At 73.9% G+C, this 15,480-nt stretch carries 14 protein-coding genes; 10 read left to right on the forward strand and 4 right to left on the reverse strand.

The window, feature by feature from the left end:
* The first annotated feature begins 25 nt into the window (after window positions 1–25).
* From E0F75_RS19120 to E0F75_RS19140, 5 genes are all read left to right on the forward strand, one after another.
* Window positions 26–1,282 (forward strand): DUF418 domain-containing protein, encoded by a 1,257-nt coding sequence (locus E0F75_RS19120; protein ID WP_187623727.1) that lies wholly within the window; start codon window positions 26–28, stop codon window positions 1,280–1,282.
* Between the two features lie 102 nt (window positions 1,283–1,384).
* Window positions 1,385–1,810: a nuclear transport factor 2 family protein gene (locus tag E0F75_RS19125; protein ID WP_187623728.1), complete on the forward strand. Its 426-nt coding sequence runs from the start codon at window positions 1,385–1,387 to the stop codon at window positions 1,808–1,810.
* Window positions 1,807–3,297, forward strand: a complete 1,491-nt coding sequence (locus tag E0F75_RS19130) for an NAD(P)/FAD-dependent oxidoreductase (protein WP_187623729.1) — start codon at window positions 1,807–1,809, stop codon at window positions 3,295–3,297. The genes E0F75_RS19125 and E0F75_RS19130 overlap by 4 nt, the downstream gene beginning before the upstream one ends.
* Window positions 3,298–3,316: 19 nt before the next feature.
* Complete coding sequence (locus tag E0F75_RS19135) at window positions 3,317–4,459, forward strand: FAD-binding oxidoreductase (protein ID WP_187623730.1); 1,143 nt, start codon at window positions 3,317–3,319, stop codon at window positions 4,457–4,459.
* Window positions 4,460–4,634: 175 nt separating this feature from the next.
* On the forward strand, window positions 4,635–5,150 hold the full coding sequence (locus tag E0F75_RS19140; RefSeq protein WP_229312732.1) for an STAS domain-containing protein: 516 nt from the start codon (window positions 4,635–4,637) through the stop codon (window positions 5,148–5,150).
* Here the strand turns inward: E0F75_RS19140 and E0F75_RS19145 are convergent.
* Window positions 5,090–5,827 carry a response regulator transcription factor gene (locus E0F75_RS19145; protein ID WP_229312733.1) on the reverse strand — a complete coding sequence of 246 codons (738 nt, stop codon included), beginning with the start codon at window positions 5,825–5,827 and terminating at the stop codon, window positions 5,090–5,092. The two genes, E0F75_RS19140 and E0F75_RS19145, sit on opposite strands and share 61 nt — an antisense overlap.
* The gene (locus E0F75_RS19150) at window positions 5,824–7,245 is read right to left on the reverse strand and encodes a histidine kinase (protein WP_229312734.1); all 1,422 of its coding nucleotides are present in this window, start codon (window positions 7,243–7,245) and stop codon (window positions 5,824–5,826) included. Before E0F75_RS19150 ends, E0F75_RS19145 begins: the two co-directional genes overlap by 4 nt.
* 277 nt (window positions 7,246–7,522) lie before the next feature.
* On the opposite strand from E0F75_RS19150, the gene E0F75_RS19155 reads away from it, so the two are divergent.
* The 5 genes from E0F75_RS19155 to E0F75_RS19175 all read left to right on the forward strand — a co-directional run bounded on the left by E0F75_RS19155 (window position 7,523) and on the right by E0F75_RS19175 (window position 13,642).
* A complete protein-coding gene (locus E0F75_RS19155; protein WP_187623733.1) occupies window positions 7,523–8,218 on the forward strand; it encodes an ABC transporter ATP-binding protein in 696 nt (231 codons plus the stop codon).
* Complete coding sequence (locus tag E0F75_RS19160) at window positions 8,215–10,662, forward strand: ABC transporter permease (RefSeq protein WP_187623734.1); 2,448 nt, start codon at window positions 8,215–8,217, stop codon at window positions 10,660–10,662. The genes E0F75_RS19155 and E0F75_RS19160 overlap by 4 nt, the downstream gene beginning before the upstream one ends.
* 49 nt (window positions 10,663–10,711) lie before the next feature.
* Entirely contained in the window at window positions 10,712–11,227 is a 516-nt protein-coding gene (locus E0F75_RS19165; RefSeq protein ID WP_187623735.1) for a PadR family transcriptional regulator, read from the forward strand.
* A gap of 241 nt (window positions 11,228–11,468) precedes the next feature.
* Entirely contained in the window at window positions 11,469–12,662 is a 1,194-nt protein-coding gene (locus tag E0F75_RS19170) for a DUF2306 domain-containing protein (RefSeq protein ID WP_229312735.1), read from the forward strand.
* On the forward strand, window positions 12,662–13,642 hold the full coding sequence (locus E0F75_RS19175; protein WP_187623736.1) for a hypothetical protein: 981 nt from the start codon (window positions 12,662–12,664) through the stop codon (window positions 13,640–13,642). Before E0F75_RS19170 ends, E0F75_RS19175 begins: the two co-directional genes overlap by 1 nt.
* On the opposite strand, the gene E0F75_RS19180 is transcribed toward E0F75_RS19175, so the two are convergent.
* Both E0F75_RS19180 and E0F75_RS19185 read right to left on the reverse strand, forming a co-directional pair.
* Window positions 13,639–14,748, reverse strand: a complete 1,110-nt coding sequence (locus E0F75_RS19180; RefSeq protein WP_187623737.1) for a HAMP domain-containing sensor histidine kinase — start codon at window positions 14,746–14,748, stop codon at window positions 13,639–13,641. The two genes, E0F75_RS19175 and E0F75_RS19180, sit on opposite strands and share 4 nt — an antisense overlap.
* Window positions 14,741–15,436: a response regulator transcription factor gene (locus E0F75_RS19185; RefSeq protein WP_187623738.1), complete on the reverse strand. Its 696-nt coding sequence runs from the start codon at window positions 15,434–15,436 to the stop codon at window positions 14,741–14,743. The genes E0F75_RS19180 and E0F75_RS19185 overlap by 8 nt, the downstream gene beginning before the upstream one ends.
* Between the last annotated feature and the right edge of the window lie 44 nt (window positions 15,437–15,480).

The raw sequence follows: 15,480 nt of genomic DNA on the forward strand, positions 1-15,480 counted from the left end.
GAATCGATAGATACGGGGGAAGGGCATGACACTGCAAGCGACGGCGGCAGAGCGAGGCGCCGGGGATCCGGGACCCGGGGGCGGTGCGCGGCTCGCGCACGTCGACGCCCTGCGCGGGTTCGCCCTGTTCGGCATCCTCGTCGTCAACATCGGCTACCTGGCATCGGCCTACCACGGTGTGGGTCTGGCGGACCCCGGCTTCGACTCGCCGCTCGACAGCGCGGTCCGGTGGTTCGGCACGGTGTTCTTCGAGGCCAAGTTCTTCCTGCTGTTCTCGTTCCTCTTCGGGTACAGCTTCACCCTGCAGCTCGACTCGGCCGAGCGCGGCGGCGTCCGCTTCGCCCCGCGCTTCCTGCGGCGCCTCGCGGGCCTGTTCGTCCTCGGCGCGCTGCACGCGGTCCTGCTGTACCCCGGTGACATCCTCACCACGTACGCCGTCCTCGGTCTGATCCTGCTCGCCGCCCGCCGTGTGCGGCCCCGCGCCGCAGTGCGTACCGCCGTGATCCTGCTCGCCGTCACCGCCGCCCTGTACCTCCTGCTCGCGTGGGGCGTGCATCTGGCCGGCGACGCGGGGGCCGATCCGGGTGCCGCCGCCGAGGCCGAGCGGGCCATGCGGGAGCTGCGGGGCGGCCCCGGCGCGGTGATCGGGGAGCATCTGGGGCAGCTGTCCGAGTTCGTGTTCGTGCTGATCCTCTTCCAGGCTCCGGCCGCACTGGCCGCCTTCTTCCTCGGATTCGCCGCCGGGCGGGCCCGGGCACTCGGGGACCTCGCCCGTCATCGCGGGACCCTGATCCGGCTCCAGTGGGCGGGTTTCACGGTCGGGCTGCTCGGCGCGGTGATCTACGCGCACGCGAACCTGGTGGCGTCGGACAGTGCCTACCAGGCCCTCGCCGTCGCGGTCGACGTCCTGACCGCGCCGCTGCTCGCCGCCGCGTACGCCGCCACCGTGCTCCGGCTCGCCCAGGGGCGGTTCGGGAAGCGGACGGTGGCCGTGCTCGGGCCGGTGGGCAGCATGACGCTGACCTGCTATCTCGCTCAATCGCTGGTCTGTGCACTGCTGTTCACCGGGTACGGGGCGGGCCTGGTGGGGCGGGTGCCGCCGTCCGGGGTCCTCGCGATCGCGGTCGCGCTCTTCGCCGCACAGGCCGTCGCGAGTCGGTGGTGGCTGCGGCGCCACCGGTACGGCCCGGTCGAATGGCTGCTGCGGGCCTGGACCGCGCTGACGTGGCCGCCCCTGCGGCGCGCGGGGGCGTCGCAGGCCTCGGAGGCGGCGCAGGGGTGAGGGGGCGGGGGTAGGGGCGGGGCCGGCCGACCCCTGGACGTCTCCCGGGCGATGCGGTTAGCTGCACTTGCACCTAATCAATAAGTTGCATAAGGAGCTGTCATGCATCCGTTCCGTACCGCCGTCGAGAACCGGGACCACGCCGCCATCGAGGCCCTGCTCGCCGAGGACGTGGTCTTCACCAGCCCGGTGGCCTTCCGTCCGTACCCCGGCAAGGCCATCACCGCCGCGATCCTGCGCGGAGTGATGCGCGTCTTCACCGACTTCACGTACGTCCGGGAGATCGGGAGCGACGACGGCCGGGACCACGCCCTCGTCTTCACCGCGAAGGTCGGCGACATGGAGATCAACGGCTGCGACTTCCTCCACTTCGACGAGGAGGGAAGGATCGACGACTTCATGGTCATGGTCCGGCCGCTCTCCGCCGCGCAGGCGCTCTCCGCCGCCATGGGCGCCCAGTTCGACCGCATCAAGGAGGAGGCCTTCGCCGCGTCCGCCGCGGGTACGGCCCCCGAGGGCGAGCGGTGAGCGGCGCGGACTTCGACGCCGTCGTCATCGGCGCGGGCAACGCCGGGCTCACCGCAGCCGCCACCCTCCAGCGGGCCGGCGCCCGCACGCTGCTCGTCGAGCGCCACAGCGTGCCCGGCGGCTGCGCGACCTCCTTCCGCCGGGGCCGGTTCGAGTTCGAGGTGGCGCTGCACCAGCTCTCCGGCATCGGCGCCGAGGGCCAGGCGTTCACGCTGCGGCCCCTCTTCGACGAACTGGGCATCGGCGACCGGCTGACCTGGGTCGGGGAACCCGACCTCTACCGCACGGTCGTGCCCGGCTCCTTCGACGTGACCCTGCCGGCGGACTGGGAGGGCGCGACCGCGACCCTGGAGGCGCACTTCCCCGGCAACCGCGCCCGCATCGAACGGTTCTTCGCCCTCGTGCGGGACCTCACCTTCTGGCAGATCGCCGCGATGCGCGGCACCCCCGCCGACCAGGTGGACGAGCTCCTCTTCCGGCACGGCCTGCGGCCCGCGCGGGACGTCCTCGACGAGCACTTCGAGGACGAGCGCCTCAAGGCGGTCCTCGCCTCCTACTGGGGCTACCTCGGCCAGCCGCCGTCCCGGCTGCCCTTCCAGGACCTGGCCCTTGTCCTCTTCGCGTACCTGGAGTTCAAGCCCTGGCACCTCCGCGGCGGATCGCAGGCGATGTCCAGCGCGATCCTCGACGCGTTCCTGGAGGCCGGCGGCGACGTGCGGTTCCACACCGCGGTCGACGCGATCCTGACGCGGGGCGGGAAGGTCGCCGGCGTCCGCCTCGACGACGGCCAGGAGGTGAGCGCGACCGATGTCGTCTCCAACGCCTCCCTGCCCCTCACGTACGGCATGCTCGACGGCCTCGACATCCCCGGCGCCGTCCGCGCCGACCTCGCCTCCCGTCGGATCGGGGTCTCCGGCTTCGTCCTGCACATGGGCCTCGACGCCGGCCCGGCGGAACTCGGCTTCACCACGAGCACCACCTTCGTCAACACCGACCTGGACGCCGACCGCACGTCCGCCTCCTGGCGTACCCGCGAACCGGCCCGGGGCATCTGCGTCACCTCGTACGACGTGGAGCCGATCGGCTTCGCGCCCCGCGGGGCCACCCACGTCAGCCTCATGACCCTCCAGTACGGCTCCGCCTGGGACGGCGTCGAACCCGCCGCGTACGCCCGGGAGAAGTTCGCCTACGCCGAGACACTGCTCGACCTCGTCGAGACCGTCACCCCCGGCATCCGGGGCGTCATCGAGGAGGTCGACGTCGCCACCCCGCTCACCATGAGCCGCTACCTGGGCCACCCGGGCGGGGCGATCTACGGCTACGACCAGGACGCCACCGAGAGCTGGCAGTTCCGCGACAGCGAACTCCGCCCGCACGTGCCGGGCCTCCACCTCGCCGGATCCTGGTCCGGCATGGGCGGCTTCCAGCCCACCCTCGAAGCGGGCGCGCGCGTGGCCCGGCGCCTGCTGCGGTCCAAGGCCGCCTGAAGTGACCCGGGAGACACCTGTGACGCCTCATCACCTCACCGCGCGCTTCGCCGGCGCGGACCGCATCCGGGACGAGATCGCGGCCCGCCCGGCCGACGCCGCCGACCACGCCGCGCGGACCCGCCGCACCATCGACGCCTACCACCCGCGCCGGCTCGACCTGCGGGTCGACCGCGTCGTCGACGAGACGCCGAGCACCCGCACCTTCCGGCTCCGCCGCCCCGACGGCACCGACCTGCCGCCCTTCCTCGCCGGGCAGTACGTCGGAGTGTTCGCGGACGGGACGAACCGGCCGTACGCGATCTCCTCCAGCCCGGCCGACCTGAGCCACTACGACCTGACCGTGCGCCGCGTGCCCGGCGGGCGGATCAGCAACCACCTGCTCGACACCCTCGCCACCGGTCACACCCTGACGACCACCGGTCCCCAGGGCACCTTCCACCACAACCCGCTCTTCCACGGCGAGGACGTCGTCTTTCTCGCGGGCGGCTCCGGTGTCGCACCCGCGATGAGCATGGCCAGGGAGATCGCCGACCGGGGCCTCGACCGGCGCTTCCATCTCCTCTACGGCTCCCGGTCCCTCGACGACGTCCTGTTCCGCACGGAGCTCGACGCGCTCGCCGCCGACCGTCCCGGCATCCGCGTCCACCACGTCCTCCAGGAACGGGACCCGCGTTGGCAGGGCCCCACCGGACTGCTGACCGCCGCACTCGTCACGGAGCTCGCCGGGCCCCTCGACGGGCGGATGGTGTACGTGTGCGGGCCCCAGGCCCTCTACCCGTACGCCCTCGGTCAGCTCACCGAGCGGCTCGGACACCCGCGCCGCCGGATCCGCTTCGAGGCCAACGGCGCCCCCGCCGATCCCACCCGGCAGCCGCACTGGCCGGCCGGTGCCGACCCTGCGGAGCAGGTCACGGTCGCCGCCCGCGGCACGGCCTTCCGCACCCCGAGGGGCCGCCCCCTCCTGGACGCCCTGGAGGACGCCGGCGTCCGCCCCGAGTCCGCCTGCCGCTCGGGCGAGTGCGGCCTGTGCCGGGTCCGCGTCCTCAAGGGCGAGGTCCACCACGCGGACGAGGCCCGACTCCGGCTCTCCGACCCGGACTCGGGGTACGCGCACGCGTGCGTCGCGTATCCCCTGACGGACGTGGAGCTGGACGTGTGAGGCGGAGAGGAATCCGGCGGGCGTGGCCGTACGTACGCACATCGGTCGTCCGTACGAGGGGAAGTGGCTCGAACATTCACCGATTCAGGTGACAGCGGCCGAGGCGAAACGTCCCTCCCGGAAGGCGGACGTCCACGCTCGAAGCGACACATGGAGCCACCCTGTGGAGCGCCCGATGCAGCTGATCCCCCGTCATGACCCCTACATGGCCGTCCGCTCGACCGGCGGCGCCACCGTCGCCGCCCTCCGGGGTGAACTCGACCTCGTCCTCGTACGGCACCTGCGGCCCGAGCTCGACGCCCTCGTGCGGGAGTCCGACGCCCTGACCGTAGACATCCGGCGCCTCACCTTCTGCGATGCCACCGGGCTCGGCCTCCTCGCCCACTGCGCCGTGCGCACCCGGCAGCGGGGGGCGCGCTGGCGGCTCGTCTGCGACCAGCCGTGGATCCTCCGGCTCATCCGCCTGACGGAGCTCGACGACGTCCTGAGCCCGGAAGGGCCGTCGGAAAGGGATCCGGAAAGGGATCCGGAGGGGGAGCCGGAGGGCGAGACGCCGTGGGTGTTCCCGGAAGGGTGGGACGTGGGGGCGTCGGGCGGGCTGCCGGGCGGGCTGCCGGAGATGGCGGCCCCTCACTGGGATCCGGCGGGCCCCCTGCTGTCCGAACCCGGTGTGACGAGACCCGTCTCGTAGGCCGCGATCACGGCCTGTGCCCGGTCGCGCAGCCGGAGCTTCGACAGGATGCGGGCGACATGCGTCTTCACCGTCGCCTCGCTCAGCCGGAACCGCTCGGCCAGTTCGGCGTTGCTGTGACCGCGCGCAAGGGCCTCGAAGACCTCCAGCTCGCGCGGGGTCAGCGTGGCGAGTTCGCGGTGCGGGGCGGCCGATCGTCCGTCGGACGTGGCGAAGCGCTCCACCAGACGACGGGTGATCGCCGGGGCGAGGAGCGCGTCGCCGGACCGGACGAGCCGCACCGCCGCCGTCAGATGCTCGGGAGTCACGTCCTTGAGCAGGAAGCCGCTCGCGCCCGCGCCGAGCGCCGCGTACACGTACCGGTCGAGGTCGTAGGTGGTGAGGACGACGATCCTGGGCGCCTCCGGCTCGTCCGCCCCGCCCGCCTGCCCGGCCCTGTCCGCGAGGATGCGGCGCGTGGCCTCCAGGCCGTCCGTTCCGGGCATCCGGATGTCCATCAGGACCACGTCCGGCCGGGTCCGCCGCACCGCGGCCACCGCCGCGTCACCGTCGGCGGCCTCCGCGACCACGTCGATGCCGTCGGCGGCGAGGATCATCCGGAAACCGGTCCGGACCAGGGCCTGGTCGTCGACGATCACCACCCGCGGAGCGTCGGTCCTGCGCGGAGCGTCGGTCACGGAGCCTCCCACGGAATCACCGCCCGGACCTCGAACCCACCGTCCGGGCCCCTGCCCGCCCGCAGCGTACCGCCGTAGACCGCGAGCCGTTCCCGCAGTCCGAGCAGGCCGTGACCACCGCCCGGGAGCGGGGCCCGCCGCTCGGGACCCCGTTCCCGGGAGGTGCCGGGGCCGGGAGCGCCCGTGTCGGAGACCTCCACGCGGAGCAGCTTCGGCTCGTACGCCACGGTGACCGAGACCCGCGCGCCCGGCGCGTGCTTCACCACGTTCGTCAGCGCCTCCTGCACCACCCGGTAGGCGGCGAGGTCCACCCCGGCCGTCAGCGCGACCGGTTCGCCCTCCACCGTCACCTCCACCGGCACCCCGGAGGCCCGCACCCGGTCCGTCAGCTCCGTCAGCCGGTCCAGGCCCGGCTGCGGGGCGAGGTCCACATCGGCGGCCGGGTCGGGGCCGTCCGCGGCCATCGTGAGCAGCCCCATCACGTGCCGCAGCTCCGACATCGCCGTCCGCCCCGCCGCCTCCACCGCGAGCATCGCCTCGCGGGCCAGGTCGGGGGAGGCGGCGAGGACCGTGCGCGCGGCGCCGGCCTGGATCGTCATCATGCTCACGTTGTGGGTGACCACGTCGTGCAGCTCCCGAGCGATCCGGGACCGCTCCGCCTCCACCGCCCGCCGCAGCTCGGCCTCCCGCTCGGCACGCAGCGCCCGCTCCCGCTGGCGCCACAGGTGGACGCCGTGCGAGGCGAGGGCGATGGGCAGCAGGACGAGCAGGGGTACGAAGCCTTCGTCCACGTCCGGTACCAGGGGAAAGACCGCGTACAGCACCACGCCCGCGACGAGGGAGACCATCACCGCCGTGCGGTGCGGGCTGTACATCGCCGCGCTGTACGCCGCGACCAGACCCGACGCGAAGGTGACCGTGGTCGCGTCGGCGGCGACCTGGCCCTGGTGCAGGAGCACCGTCGCGCCCATCACCACCCAGTAGACGGTCAGCGGGAAGCGGCGGCGCAGCACCAGTGGCAGCGCCGTCAGCGCGGCCGCGAGCAACTCCCAGGCCTCGGCCGGGGGAAGCAGATACTCCACGGCCCCGGGGCGGGGAACCGCCGGGATCTCCGGGGGGAGGGGCGGCACGGGCGCCGGGATCGACGGCGGCACCGGGATCGTCGACGGGATCTCCGGCGGTGACGGGACCACCGGCGGTACCGGCATCACCGGAGGCACCGGGAGGAGGAGCGGAGTGTCGCTCGGATCCGGATGGACGTCCACGTACGAGCGGTTCAGATCACCCACGATCGTCGTGATCGCGAGCGCCAGGGCGAGCAGCCCGTCGGTCACCCACGTCCAGCGGGACAGCGGGGGCGGCGCACCGGAGGTCCGGGGGCCGCGCACCCGGTCGACGAGTTCCTCGTACCAGCTCACCGGGGCAGTCTGCCAAGGCGGGGGAGCGGGCGGATCAGCCCGGGGGACCAGGGCGCCGCTCCCGGGGAGTACATCGCACGGATGACGTGACCGCGCCTCCACCGCGGACGGTACGGAGCTTCGGCACCGCGACCGACGCGCCCGTGACGGGGCCGCTCCTAGCGTCGGTACGGCGTGGGCACGGCCGACGGGATCCCCGCCGGGAGCCGGCCGGCCGCGCTCCCTTCGTCGCCGTTTCCCGCACCCCGCACCCCGCACCCCGAGCCCTGGAGGGCCCATGACCGGACCCGAGCCCCTGATCGAGCTGATGGACGTCGGGAGGACGTACGACGACGACCGGGCCGCACTGTCCGGGCTGACCCTGCGTGTCGCACGGGGCGAGGCGCTCGCCGTCCTCGGTCCCTCCGGCAGCGGCAAGTCGACCCTGCTCAACCTCCTCGCCGGCCTCGACCGGCCCACCACCGGGCAGGTGACGGTGGACGGACTGCGCGTCGACCGGCTGAACGAGACCGCCTCCGCCACCTACCGGCGCAGCCGGATCGGGATGGTGTTCCAGTTCTTCAACCTCCTCGACGACCTCACCGTGACCGACAACGTGCTGCTCCCGGCCCAGCTCGCCGGGATGCCACGGGCCCGGGCGGCGGCGCGGGCCGCCGAACTCCTGGAGCGGCTCGGCGTCGCCCGGCACGCGCGCGTGCACCCCGGCCGTCTCTCCGGGGGCGAACGGCAACGCGTCGCCGTCGCGCGGGCCCTGATGAACCGGCCGCCGCTGCTCCTCGCCGACGAGCCGACCGGAGCGCTGGACACCGCGTCCGGCGCGGACGTCCGCGATCTCCTCCGGGAGCTGAACTCCGAGGGGCAGACCATCGTCCTGGTCACCCACGACCTGGCGCTCGCCGAGGCCTGCGCGACCCGCACGATCGAACTCGTCGACGGCCGCGTCGCCCGGGACGTCGTGGCGGTGACCCGATGAGCGGCGGCGGCCCGGGAGAGCGCGCGCCGCGCGGCGGCGCGCGGGGCCGGTCGTCCGGTGGCGCGCTCGGCCGGGTCGTGCGCGCGGGCGTCGGGCGGCGGCGTACCCAGACCGTGGTGATGGTGTTGACCACGCTGCTGTCCGTCGCCTCCGCCGTCCTCGCGGTCGGCCTCCTCGTCGCCTCGGGCGCCCCGTTCGACCGGGCCTTCTCCCAGCAGCGCGGGGCGCATCTGACCGTGCGGTACGCCGGTTCGGCCGGGAGCACCGAGGACTGGCCGGCCGCGACGGCGCGCGCGCCCGGAGTCGCCGCGGCCGCCGGCCCGTTCGCCCTCGTCTCCGTACGCCTCCGTACGGAGGGTGTGGAGGCGCCGCCCGGTTTCGAACCGCCGCCCCTGACGGTGGTCGGCCGGGCGTCCGCCGACGGGCCCGTGGACGCGGTGGCCCTGGTGGAGGGCCGGTGGGCGGCGGCTCCCGGTGAGGTCGTCCTGGAGCGGGGGTCCCGCCCGCCGGGCGCCGGCGTGGGGACGCGCCTGACCGCCGGGGGTGCGGTCCTCACCGTGGTCGGCATCGCCGGGTCCGCCGGGGAGAGCGCCGACGCCTGGGTCGTACCGGCGCAGCTCACGATGCTCGTGGGGGAGCGGCCGCCCGCGTTCCAGATGCTCTACCGGCTCACCGCCGCCGGCACGCGCGCGGAGGTCGCGGCGGGCCGCGACGCGATCGTCGCCGCCGCCCCGGCGGGTGCGGTCGTCGGAGCCCGGTCGTATCTCGACGTCCGTGAGACCGCCCAGGAGAACACGGCGGCCTTCGTGCCCTTCGTGACCGCCTTCGCCCTCCTCGGACTCGCGATGTCGGTCCTGGTGATCGGCATCGTCGTGAGCGGCGCCGTGGGCGCCGCGACCCGCCGGATCGGCGTCCTCAAGGCACTCGGCTTCACCCCCCTCCAGGTCGGACGGGCGTACGTGGCGCAGGCCCTGATCCCGGGTTCCGTGGGGGCCCTGCTCGGCGTCGCCCTCGGCAATGTGCTCGCCGTTCCCCTCATGGCCGAGGTGGCGGAGACGTACGGGACGACGGCGGTCCTCATCCCGCTCTGGGTGGACGTCGTGGTCCCCGCGGGCGCCCTCGCGGTGGTGGCCGCGGCCGCCTTCGGCCCCGCGCTGCGTGCCGCCCGGATGCCGACCGCGGCGGTGCTCCGCCTCGGCGCGTCCGCCGCGGGCGGGCGTGGGCTGCGGATCCGCGGCCTGTTCGGGCGGTTGCCGCTGCCGCGCCCCGTGACCCTCGGCCTCGCCGCGCCCTTCGCGCGCCCGGCGCGCGCGGCGAGTACGGCCGCAGCGGTGGCCTTCGGGGCCCTCGCGGTGACGTTCGCGATGGGACTCGGGAGCACGCTGGTCGCGGTGAAGACCGACGGGGATCCGGACAAGGGCGGCGACGTCACCGTCCGCACCGTGGCACGGCCGGACGACACCGCGCCGGATCAGCCGGGTGCCGGGGACGGCGGACCGGGAGGGCCTCTGCCGGGAAAGCCGGCCGACCCGGCCGCGGTGGCTGCGGCGATCGCCGCGCTCCCGGGGACCGACTCCGTGTACCGGACCGCGCAGACCCAGGTGGAGGTGGCGGGGCTCAAGGGCGGCGCGCCGCTCGTCGCGTACGAGGGGAACACCGCCGGCAGCCCGCACACGATGGTCTCCGGACGATGGTTCGGAGCCGCGGGCGAGGCGGTGGCCCCGACACGGTTCCTCCGGGCGACGGGGGTCCGCGTGGGGGACACGGTCACCCTGTCCGAGCAGGGGCGCACCGCCCGGGTGCGGATCGTGGGCGAGGTCTTCGACCTGGGCGGCGACGGCATGACCCTGCGCAGCGGCACCACGTCCATCGCCGCGCTGCAACCTCCCTACATGCCGCCGGACTTCGCCGTCACCCTCGCCCCCGGCACGGACCCCGCCGACTACGCCGAGCGGCTTGACGCCGCCGTCTCCCCGCTCGGCGCGGAGGCCGCGGTCACGGAGGCGGGGAAGTCGAGCGTCATCCGGGCGATGCAGGCCCTGATCGCCATGCTCACGCTGATGCTGGTCGTCGTCGCCTGCCTCGGGGTGCTCAACACGGTGGTCCTCGACACCCGCGACCGCGTCCGGGACCTGGGCGTGTACAAGGCGCTCGGGATGACCCCGCGGCAGACCGTCGCGCAGGTCCTCACCTCCGTCGGAGCCATCGGCCTGGTGGCGGGCGCGGTCGGGGTGCCGCTCGGCGTGGCACTCCACCGCCAGGTCATGCCGGCCATGGGCCGCGCGGTCGGCACCACGATTCCGTCCGCCGACATCGACGTCTACGGCGCGCCCCTGCTGGCGCTTCTCGCGACCGCCGGCGTGCTGATCGCGACGGCCGGCGCCCTGCTCCCGGCCGGCTGGGCGGCCAGGGCCGCGACGGCGCGGGCCCTGCGGGCGGAGTAGCGGAGCAGCGGAGGGGGTGGGGCCGGGCCCTCGCGGTACCGTCGGACGCATGTCTGACGTCCGGTTGACCACGCCCTCCTTCCTCGTGCTGGGCATCATCGACAAGCTGGGTGAGGCCAGCCCGTACGACGTGAAGGTCGAGGCCGCGCGGACCGTGGCGCCGTTCTGGTCCATGCCGCACGCCCAGGTCTACGCCCAGTGCGACCGGCTCCTGGAGGCGGGGCTGCTCTCGGAGGTCAGGCAGTCCGGCGGCCGGAACCGGCGCCTGATGAAGCTCACCGACGAGGGCACGGAGGCACTCCGCGGCTGGTTGGCCGATCCCGCCTTCGTCCCGGTCGAGGCGCGCGAACGCGGCATCCTCAAGCTGTGGTTCGGGGCGAGCCCGCGCGTCCACTCCCCAGTGCAGATCGAGGAGCACCGGCGGACCCTGGACGAGTACGAGGAACTCGCGGGCGAGGTGGGTGAGTTGCTGACGCGCGGGCAGCGCGAGGCCTTGGAGTTCGGTATCCGGTACGAGCGGATGATGGTCGATTTCTGGCACTGGGTCGAGAGCCGCGAATCCTGATTCCGTCCGCGAGTCCCGATTCTTGTTACTGACCGGTTGACCCCGGCGGTGCCCCGCCCTACCTTCCTCCATAGTCCAGAAAGGACTATCGCGGCGGTCCGGCGCCGTGGACGGTGGAGGGGGATGCGCCGTGGGACGTTCGACGAGCACGGATACGAGCACGGATACGAGCACGGATACGGGCGGGGGTACGGGCGGGGGTACGGACACCGGCACCGGTACGGGCATCAGGTGGGGGCAGGTGTCCGCCGTCGCCGTGACGGTGGTCTGCCTCGTGTACGCGCCGATCGCCATGACCGAACTCTGGCCGTACGCCACACCCGGAGCGCCCGCCATCGGCGAGTGGCTCCTCGGCCGGTCCGTGTCCGCGGAGTTCGTGGCCGACGCCGTCCGCGACCGGATGGGGCCGTACACCCGCAGCCTGGTCCCGCTGATCGTCCACTCGGTCCTCGGCGGCCTCCTGATGCTGCTCGGCCCGGTGCAGCTGCTCTCGGCGGTACGCCGCCGCATCCGGCTGCACCGCGTCCTCGGAACCGTCTTCGCCGGCACGGTGTACGTGTCGATGGCCGGCGCGGCGCTCTACCTCCTGCGCACCCCGCCGGCGGAGGCCTTCAGCGGCGCCGCGTTCTGGATCGTCCTCGCGACGATCCTGGTGGGCACGGTGGGCAGCGTGACCTCCGGAGTCCTCGCCGCGGTGCGCGGCTTCCCGGACCTGCACCAGCGCTGGTTGCTGCTCTGCTACGGCTTCCTGATGACCGCTCCGCTGCTGCGGCTCGAATGGGGCGCGCTGCCCGCGCTGTACCCCGGCCTCTCCCTCCAGGACGTCAACCGCGTCGCGATCATGCACCTCGGCGCCCTCGTCGCGTTCGGCGCGCTCCTGGCCTCCCGGGCCCTCGACCGACGGGCCGAGGTGCCCGGCCTGGCCGGCACATGGGCCCCCGGCCCGGTCCTCGTCGCCGCCCACGTCCTCGGCGCCGCGGGCCTGGGCTGGATCACGTACGCCCTGCTCGACCAGGGGACGCAGGGGCGACGGCTGTTCGTCGCGTACCTCGTCCCGTACGTGCTGACGTACGCCGTCATCGCGGTCCGCGCGACGCGCGCCCGCGGGCGGGGAGCGGTCTGGGCGCGCGAGGAGTGGCGGCTGCACCTGGCGGCCCAGTGCCTGGCGCCCGCCTTCTCGGCGGTCACCGTGCCCGTACTGGAGCGGACGATGGGCCTGGACCGGCTCACGTCCTTGATCGCGGGAGTCGGCATCGGCGCGGGAATGCTGTCGTACGCGGCGGTCACGGTGGTGAGTCTGCGGATCCTGCACGGCCGCGAAGTTCTCAGAAGACAGGGGGAGTTCACAGGTGATCCGCTGGTCCCACCCGGTCCGGCGACCGCGAATCCGGTCGGTGCCGGTGCCGGCGGTGTCGGAGCGGAGGGGAGTAACTGATGGCCGTCCAGAAGGAACTGTCGCCCGGCATCGTCGTCCTGAGCGCCGTCGTGGGCGGCATCAGCGTCACCAGCGGCGCCCTGCTCACCGTGACGAGCCTGTTCGGGTACGCGGCGGGCGCCTGGGTGTCCCCGGAGGCGCTGAGCCCCGGGCTCATCGGAGCCGCGATGGCCGGAGTGGCCCCCGCGCTGTTCACGATCGGGCGGGCGCGCCTCTGGGAGGACGTGCGGAGCCTGGTGCTGCCGCTGGTGATCGTGCTGGCAGGCCTGTTCACGGTGAGCCTGCTGAACGGCGGCTCGCTCCAGGCGGCCGAGGGCGGGCCGCTGTTCCTCGCCCTCTTCAGCCTCGGCTGGGTCGCCGTTCTCGGACTGCTCGCCCTCGGAGCGGTGGGCTGCCTGGTCGCGCAGTACCGGAGACCCGCGGGGCCCGCGGGCGCGGCGCCGCGGCAGCCGGTCGTACCGCTGCCCGCCTGGTCGAAGCCGCCGCTCGCCGTCGTCGGCTCGGGATGGTTCGGCATCGGCGGGGGGCTGCTCGCCTTCCCCGACTTCTGGGGCGCGCTCGTGCCCTGGACGGTGAACCGTGCGGACGCGCAGGGCCTCGGTGTGTGGGCGCTCGCGCTGGGCGTCGGTGTCCTCGGCGCGCTGGCCGAGGACGACCTGACCCGCATCCGACCGGCGCTGCGGGCCGTCCCGCTGGTCGCGCTCGCCACGGCGGTCGTCCTCGCGGTCCACTTCCGGTCCGTCGACTGGACCTCGGGTCCGGGCGTCTCACTTCTCGCGCTCGTCACCGGGCTCTTCACGACGGGAGTCTCGGGCCGGTGGCTGCTCTCGCGAGCCGACCGCCGAAGCGCTGCCCTGCCCGACACCCCGCTCGCTGCGGTGCCCGACTCCGCGCGCGCTGCCGTGCCCGACTCCGTGCCCGAACCCCCGCTCGCTGCCGCGCCCGACGCCCGGCCCTCGCGGGCGGACGACGACGCCTAGGGCACGCCGGGAAGCCGGACCGTGACGAGGAGGCCGCCGGTGGGGCGGGGGTCGAGGTCGAGGGAGCCGTCGTGGGCGCGGACGACGCTGTGCACGATGGCCAGGCCGAGGCCGACGCCGGCGTGTTCGTCGGTGCGCACGCGGTCCGCGCCCCGCCGGAACGGTTCGGTGAGGGTCGGTACCAGGTCCGGTGGGAGCGCAGGGCCCGTGTTCTCGACCCGCAGCACGCTCGTGGCGCCGTCCGTCCCGCCGCCGTCCGTCCCGGTGTGGACCGTCTCGGTGTGGACCGTCACGGTGCCGCCGGCGGGGACGTTGTGGACGACGGCGTTCTGGACGAGGTTCGTCACCATCCGCAGCAGGAGCTCAGAGGAGCCGCTGGTCCGGGCCGCGCCGCCGGTGACGCCGAGCGTGATCCGGCGCTGCTCGGCGAGGGGGAGCAGCGTTTCGGCGGCCTCCTCGGCGAGGAGGGAGAGGTCGACGTTCTCCCGGGTGAAGGCGCCGGTGTCGCCGCGGCTGAGCAGCAGGAGGGCCTCGGTGAGGTCGATCGCCCGCGTGTTGACCGCCTGCAGGCGTGCGACGAGCTCCTCCCGGTCGCGGGTGGGGTCCTTGCGGGCGACGTCGAGGAGTGTCCGCGAGATCGCCAGCGGGGTGCGCAGTTCGTGGGAGGCGTTCGCGGCGAACCTGCGCTGTTCGTCGACGTGCGACTCCAGTTTCTGGAGCATCGAGTCGAACGCGTCGGAGAGTTCACGGAACTCGTCCTGGCGGCCCTTCATCCGGATCCGGTGCGACAGCGACCCGTCCCCGGCCCTCCGTGCCGCGTCCCTGATCTGGCTGAGCGGTGCGAGCATCCGGCCGGCGAGGAACCACCCCCCGACGAGGCCGAACACGAGGAGGCAGGCCATCGCCACGGCGGCAGCGGGGAAGAAGGTGCGCACCAGGAGCCAGCGGTTGGGCGAGACCCCGAGCAGGCCCTGCGGGTTGTCCGGCACGTAGCGCAGCAGGAATCCCCACACCACGGCCAGTAGCAGCGCGCCGGCGACGGCGAGGAATCCGGCGTAGCTGAGGGTGAGTCTCAGTCGGGCGCTGAGTCCCCGGCGTCTATCCATGCGCAGTGCCGGGGCGGATGGTGTCGGGGCCGGTCCCGATGCGGTAGCCGACACCCGGCACGGTGGCGATGATCCATGGTTCGCCGAGCCGTTTGCGCAGCGCGGAGACGGTGATGCGTACGGCGTTGGTGAGGGGGTCGACGTTCTCGTCCCAGGCCCGTTCGAGCAGTTCCTCGGCACTGACGACCCCGCCCTCGGCTGCGACGAGGACTTCGAGGACGGCGAACTGTTTGCGGGTGAGCGCGACGTACCGCCCGTCCCGGAAGACCTCCCGGCGGAAGGGGTCGACCCGCAGGCCCGCGAGCTCGCGGACCGGGGGCCGGGCGTACGCGCGTCTGCGGTCGAGCGCCCTCAGCCGCAGGACGAGCTCCCGCAGTTCGAACGGTTTGGTGAGGTAGTCGTCGGCGCCGAGCCCGAAACCGGAGGCCTTGTCGTCGATCCGGTCGGCTGCCGTGAGCATGAGGATCGGGATGCCGCTCCCGGAGGCGACGATGCGCCGGGCGACCTCGTCGCCGGAGGGGCCGGGGATGTCGCGGTCGAGGACCGCGAGGTCGTAGGAGTGGACGCTGAGCAGTTCCAGGGCGGAGTCGCCGTCGCCGGCGATGTCGGCGGCGATCGCCTCGAGCCGTAGCCCGTCACGGACGGCTTCGGCCAGGTAGGGCTCGTCCTCCACGATCAGTACGCGCATGGCTGAAGCCTAAGAGGTCGTCTCATTCGGTGAGTCGACAGCGG

The organism is Streptomyces sp. CB02980, from assembly GCF_014451325.2.
Taxonomy (GTDB): Bacteria; Actinomycetota; Actinomycetes; order Streptomycetales; family Streptomycetaceae; genus Streptomyces.

Excerpts from the sequence above, each read along its gene's own strand:
- E0F75_RS19120 (WP_187623727.1), top strand. The coding sequence starts at position 26 with ATGACACTGCAAGCGACGGCGGCAGAGCGAGGCGCCGGGGATCCGGGA.
- E0F75_RS19125 (WP_187623728.1), top strand. The coding sequence starts at position 1,385 with ATGCATCCGTTCCGTACCGCCGTCGAGAACCGGGACCACGCCGCCATC.
- E0F75_RS19140 (WP_229312732.1), top strand. The coding sequence starts at position 4,635 with ATGCAGCTGATCCCCCGTCATGACCCCTACATGGCCGTCCGCTCGACC.
- E0F75_RS19155 (WP_187623733.1), top strand. The coding sequence starts at position 7,523 with ATGACCGGACCCGAGCCCCTGATCGAGCTGATGGACGTCGGGAGGACG.
- E0F75_RS19160 (WP_187623734.1), top strand. The coding sequence starts at position 8,215 with ATGAGCGGCGGCGGCCCGGGAGAGCGCGCGCCGCGCGGCGGCGCGCGG.
- E0F75_RS19165 (WP_187623735.1), top strand. The coding sequence starts at position 10,712 with ATGTCTGACGTCCGGTTGACCACGCCCTCCTTCCTCGTGCTGGGCATC.
- E0F75_RS19175 (WP_187623736.1), top strand. The coding sequence starts at position 12,662 with ATGGCCGTCCAGAAGGAACTGTCGCCCGGCATCGTCGTCCTGAGCGCC.
- E0F75_RS19180 (WP_187623737.1), bottom strand. The coding sequence starts at position 14,748 with ATGGATAGACGCCGGGGACTCAGCGCCCGACTGAGACTCACCCTCAGC.
- E0F75_RS19185 (WP_187623738.1), bottom strand. The coding sequence starts at position 15,436 with ATGCGCGTACTGATCGTGGAGGACGAGCCCTACCTGGCCGAAGCCGTC.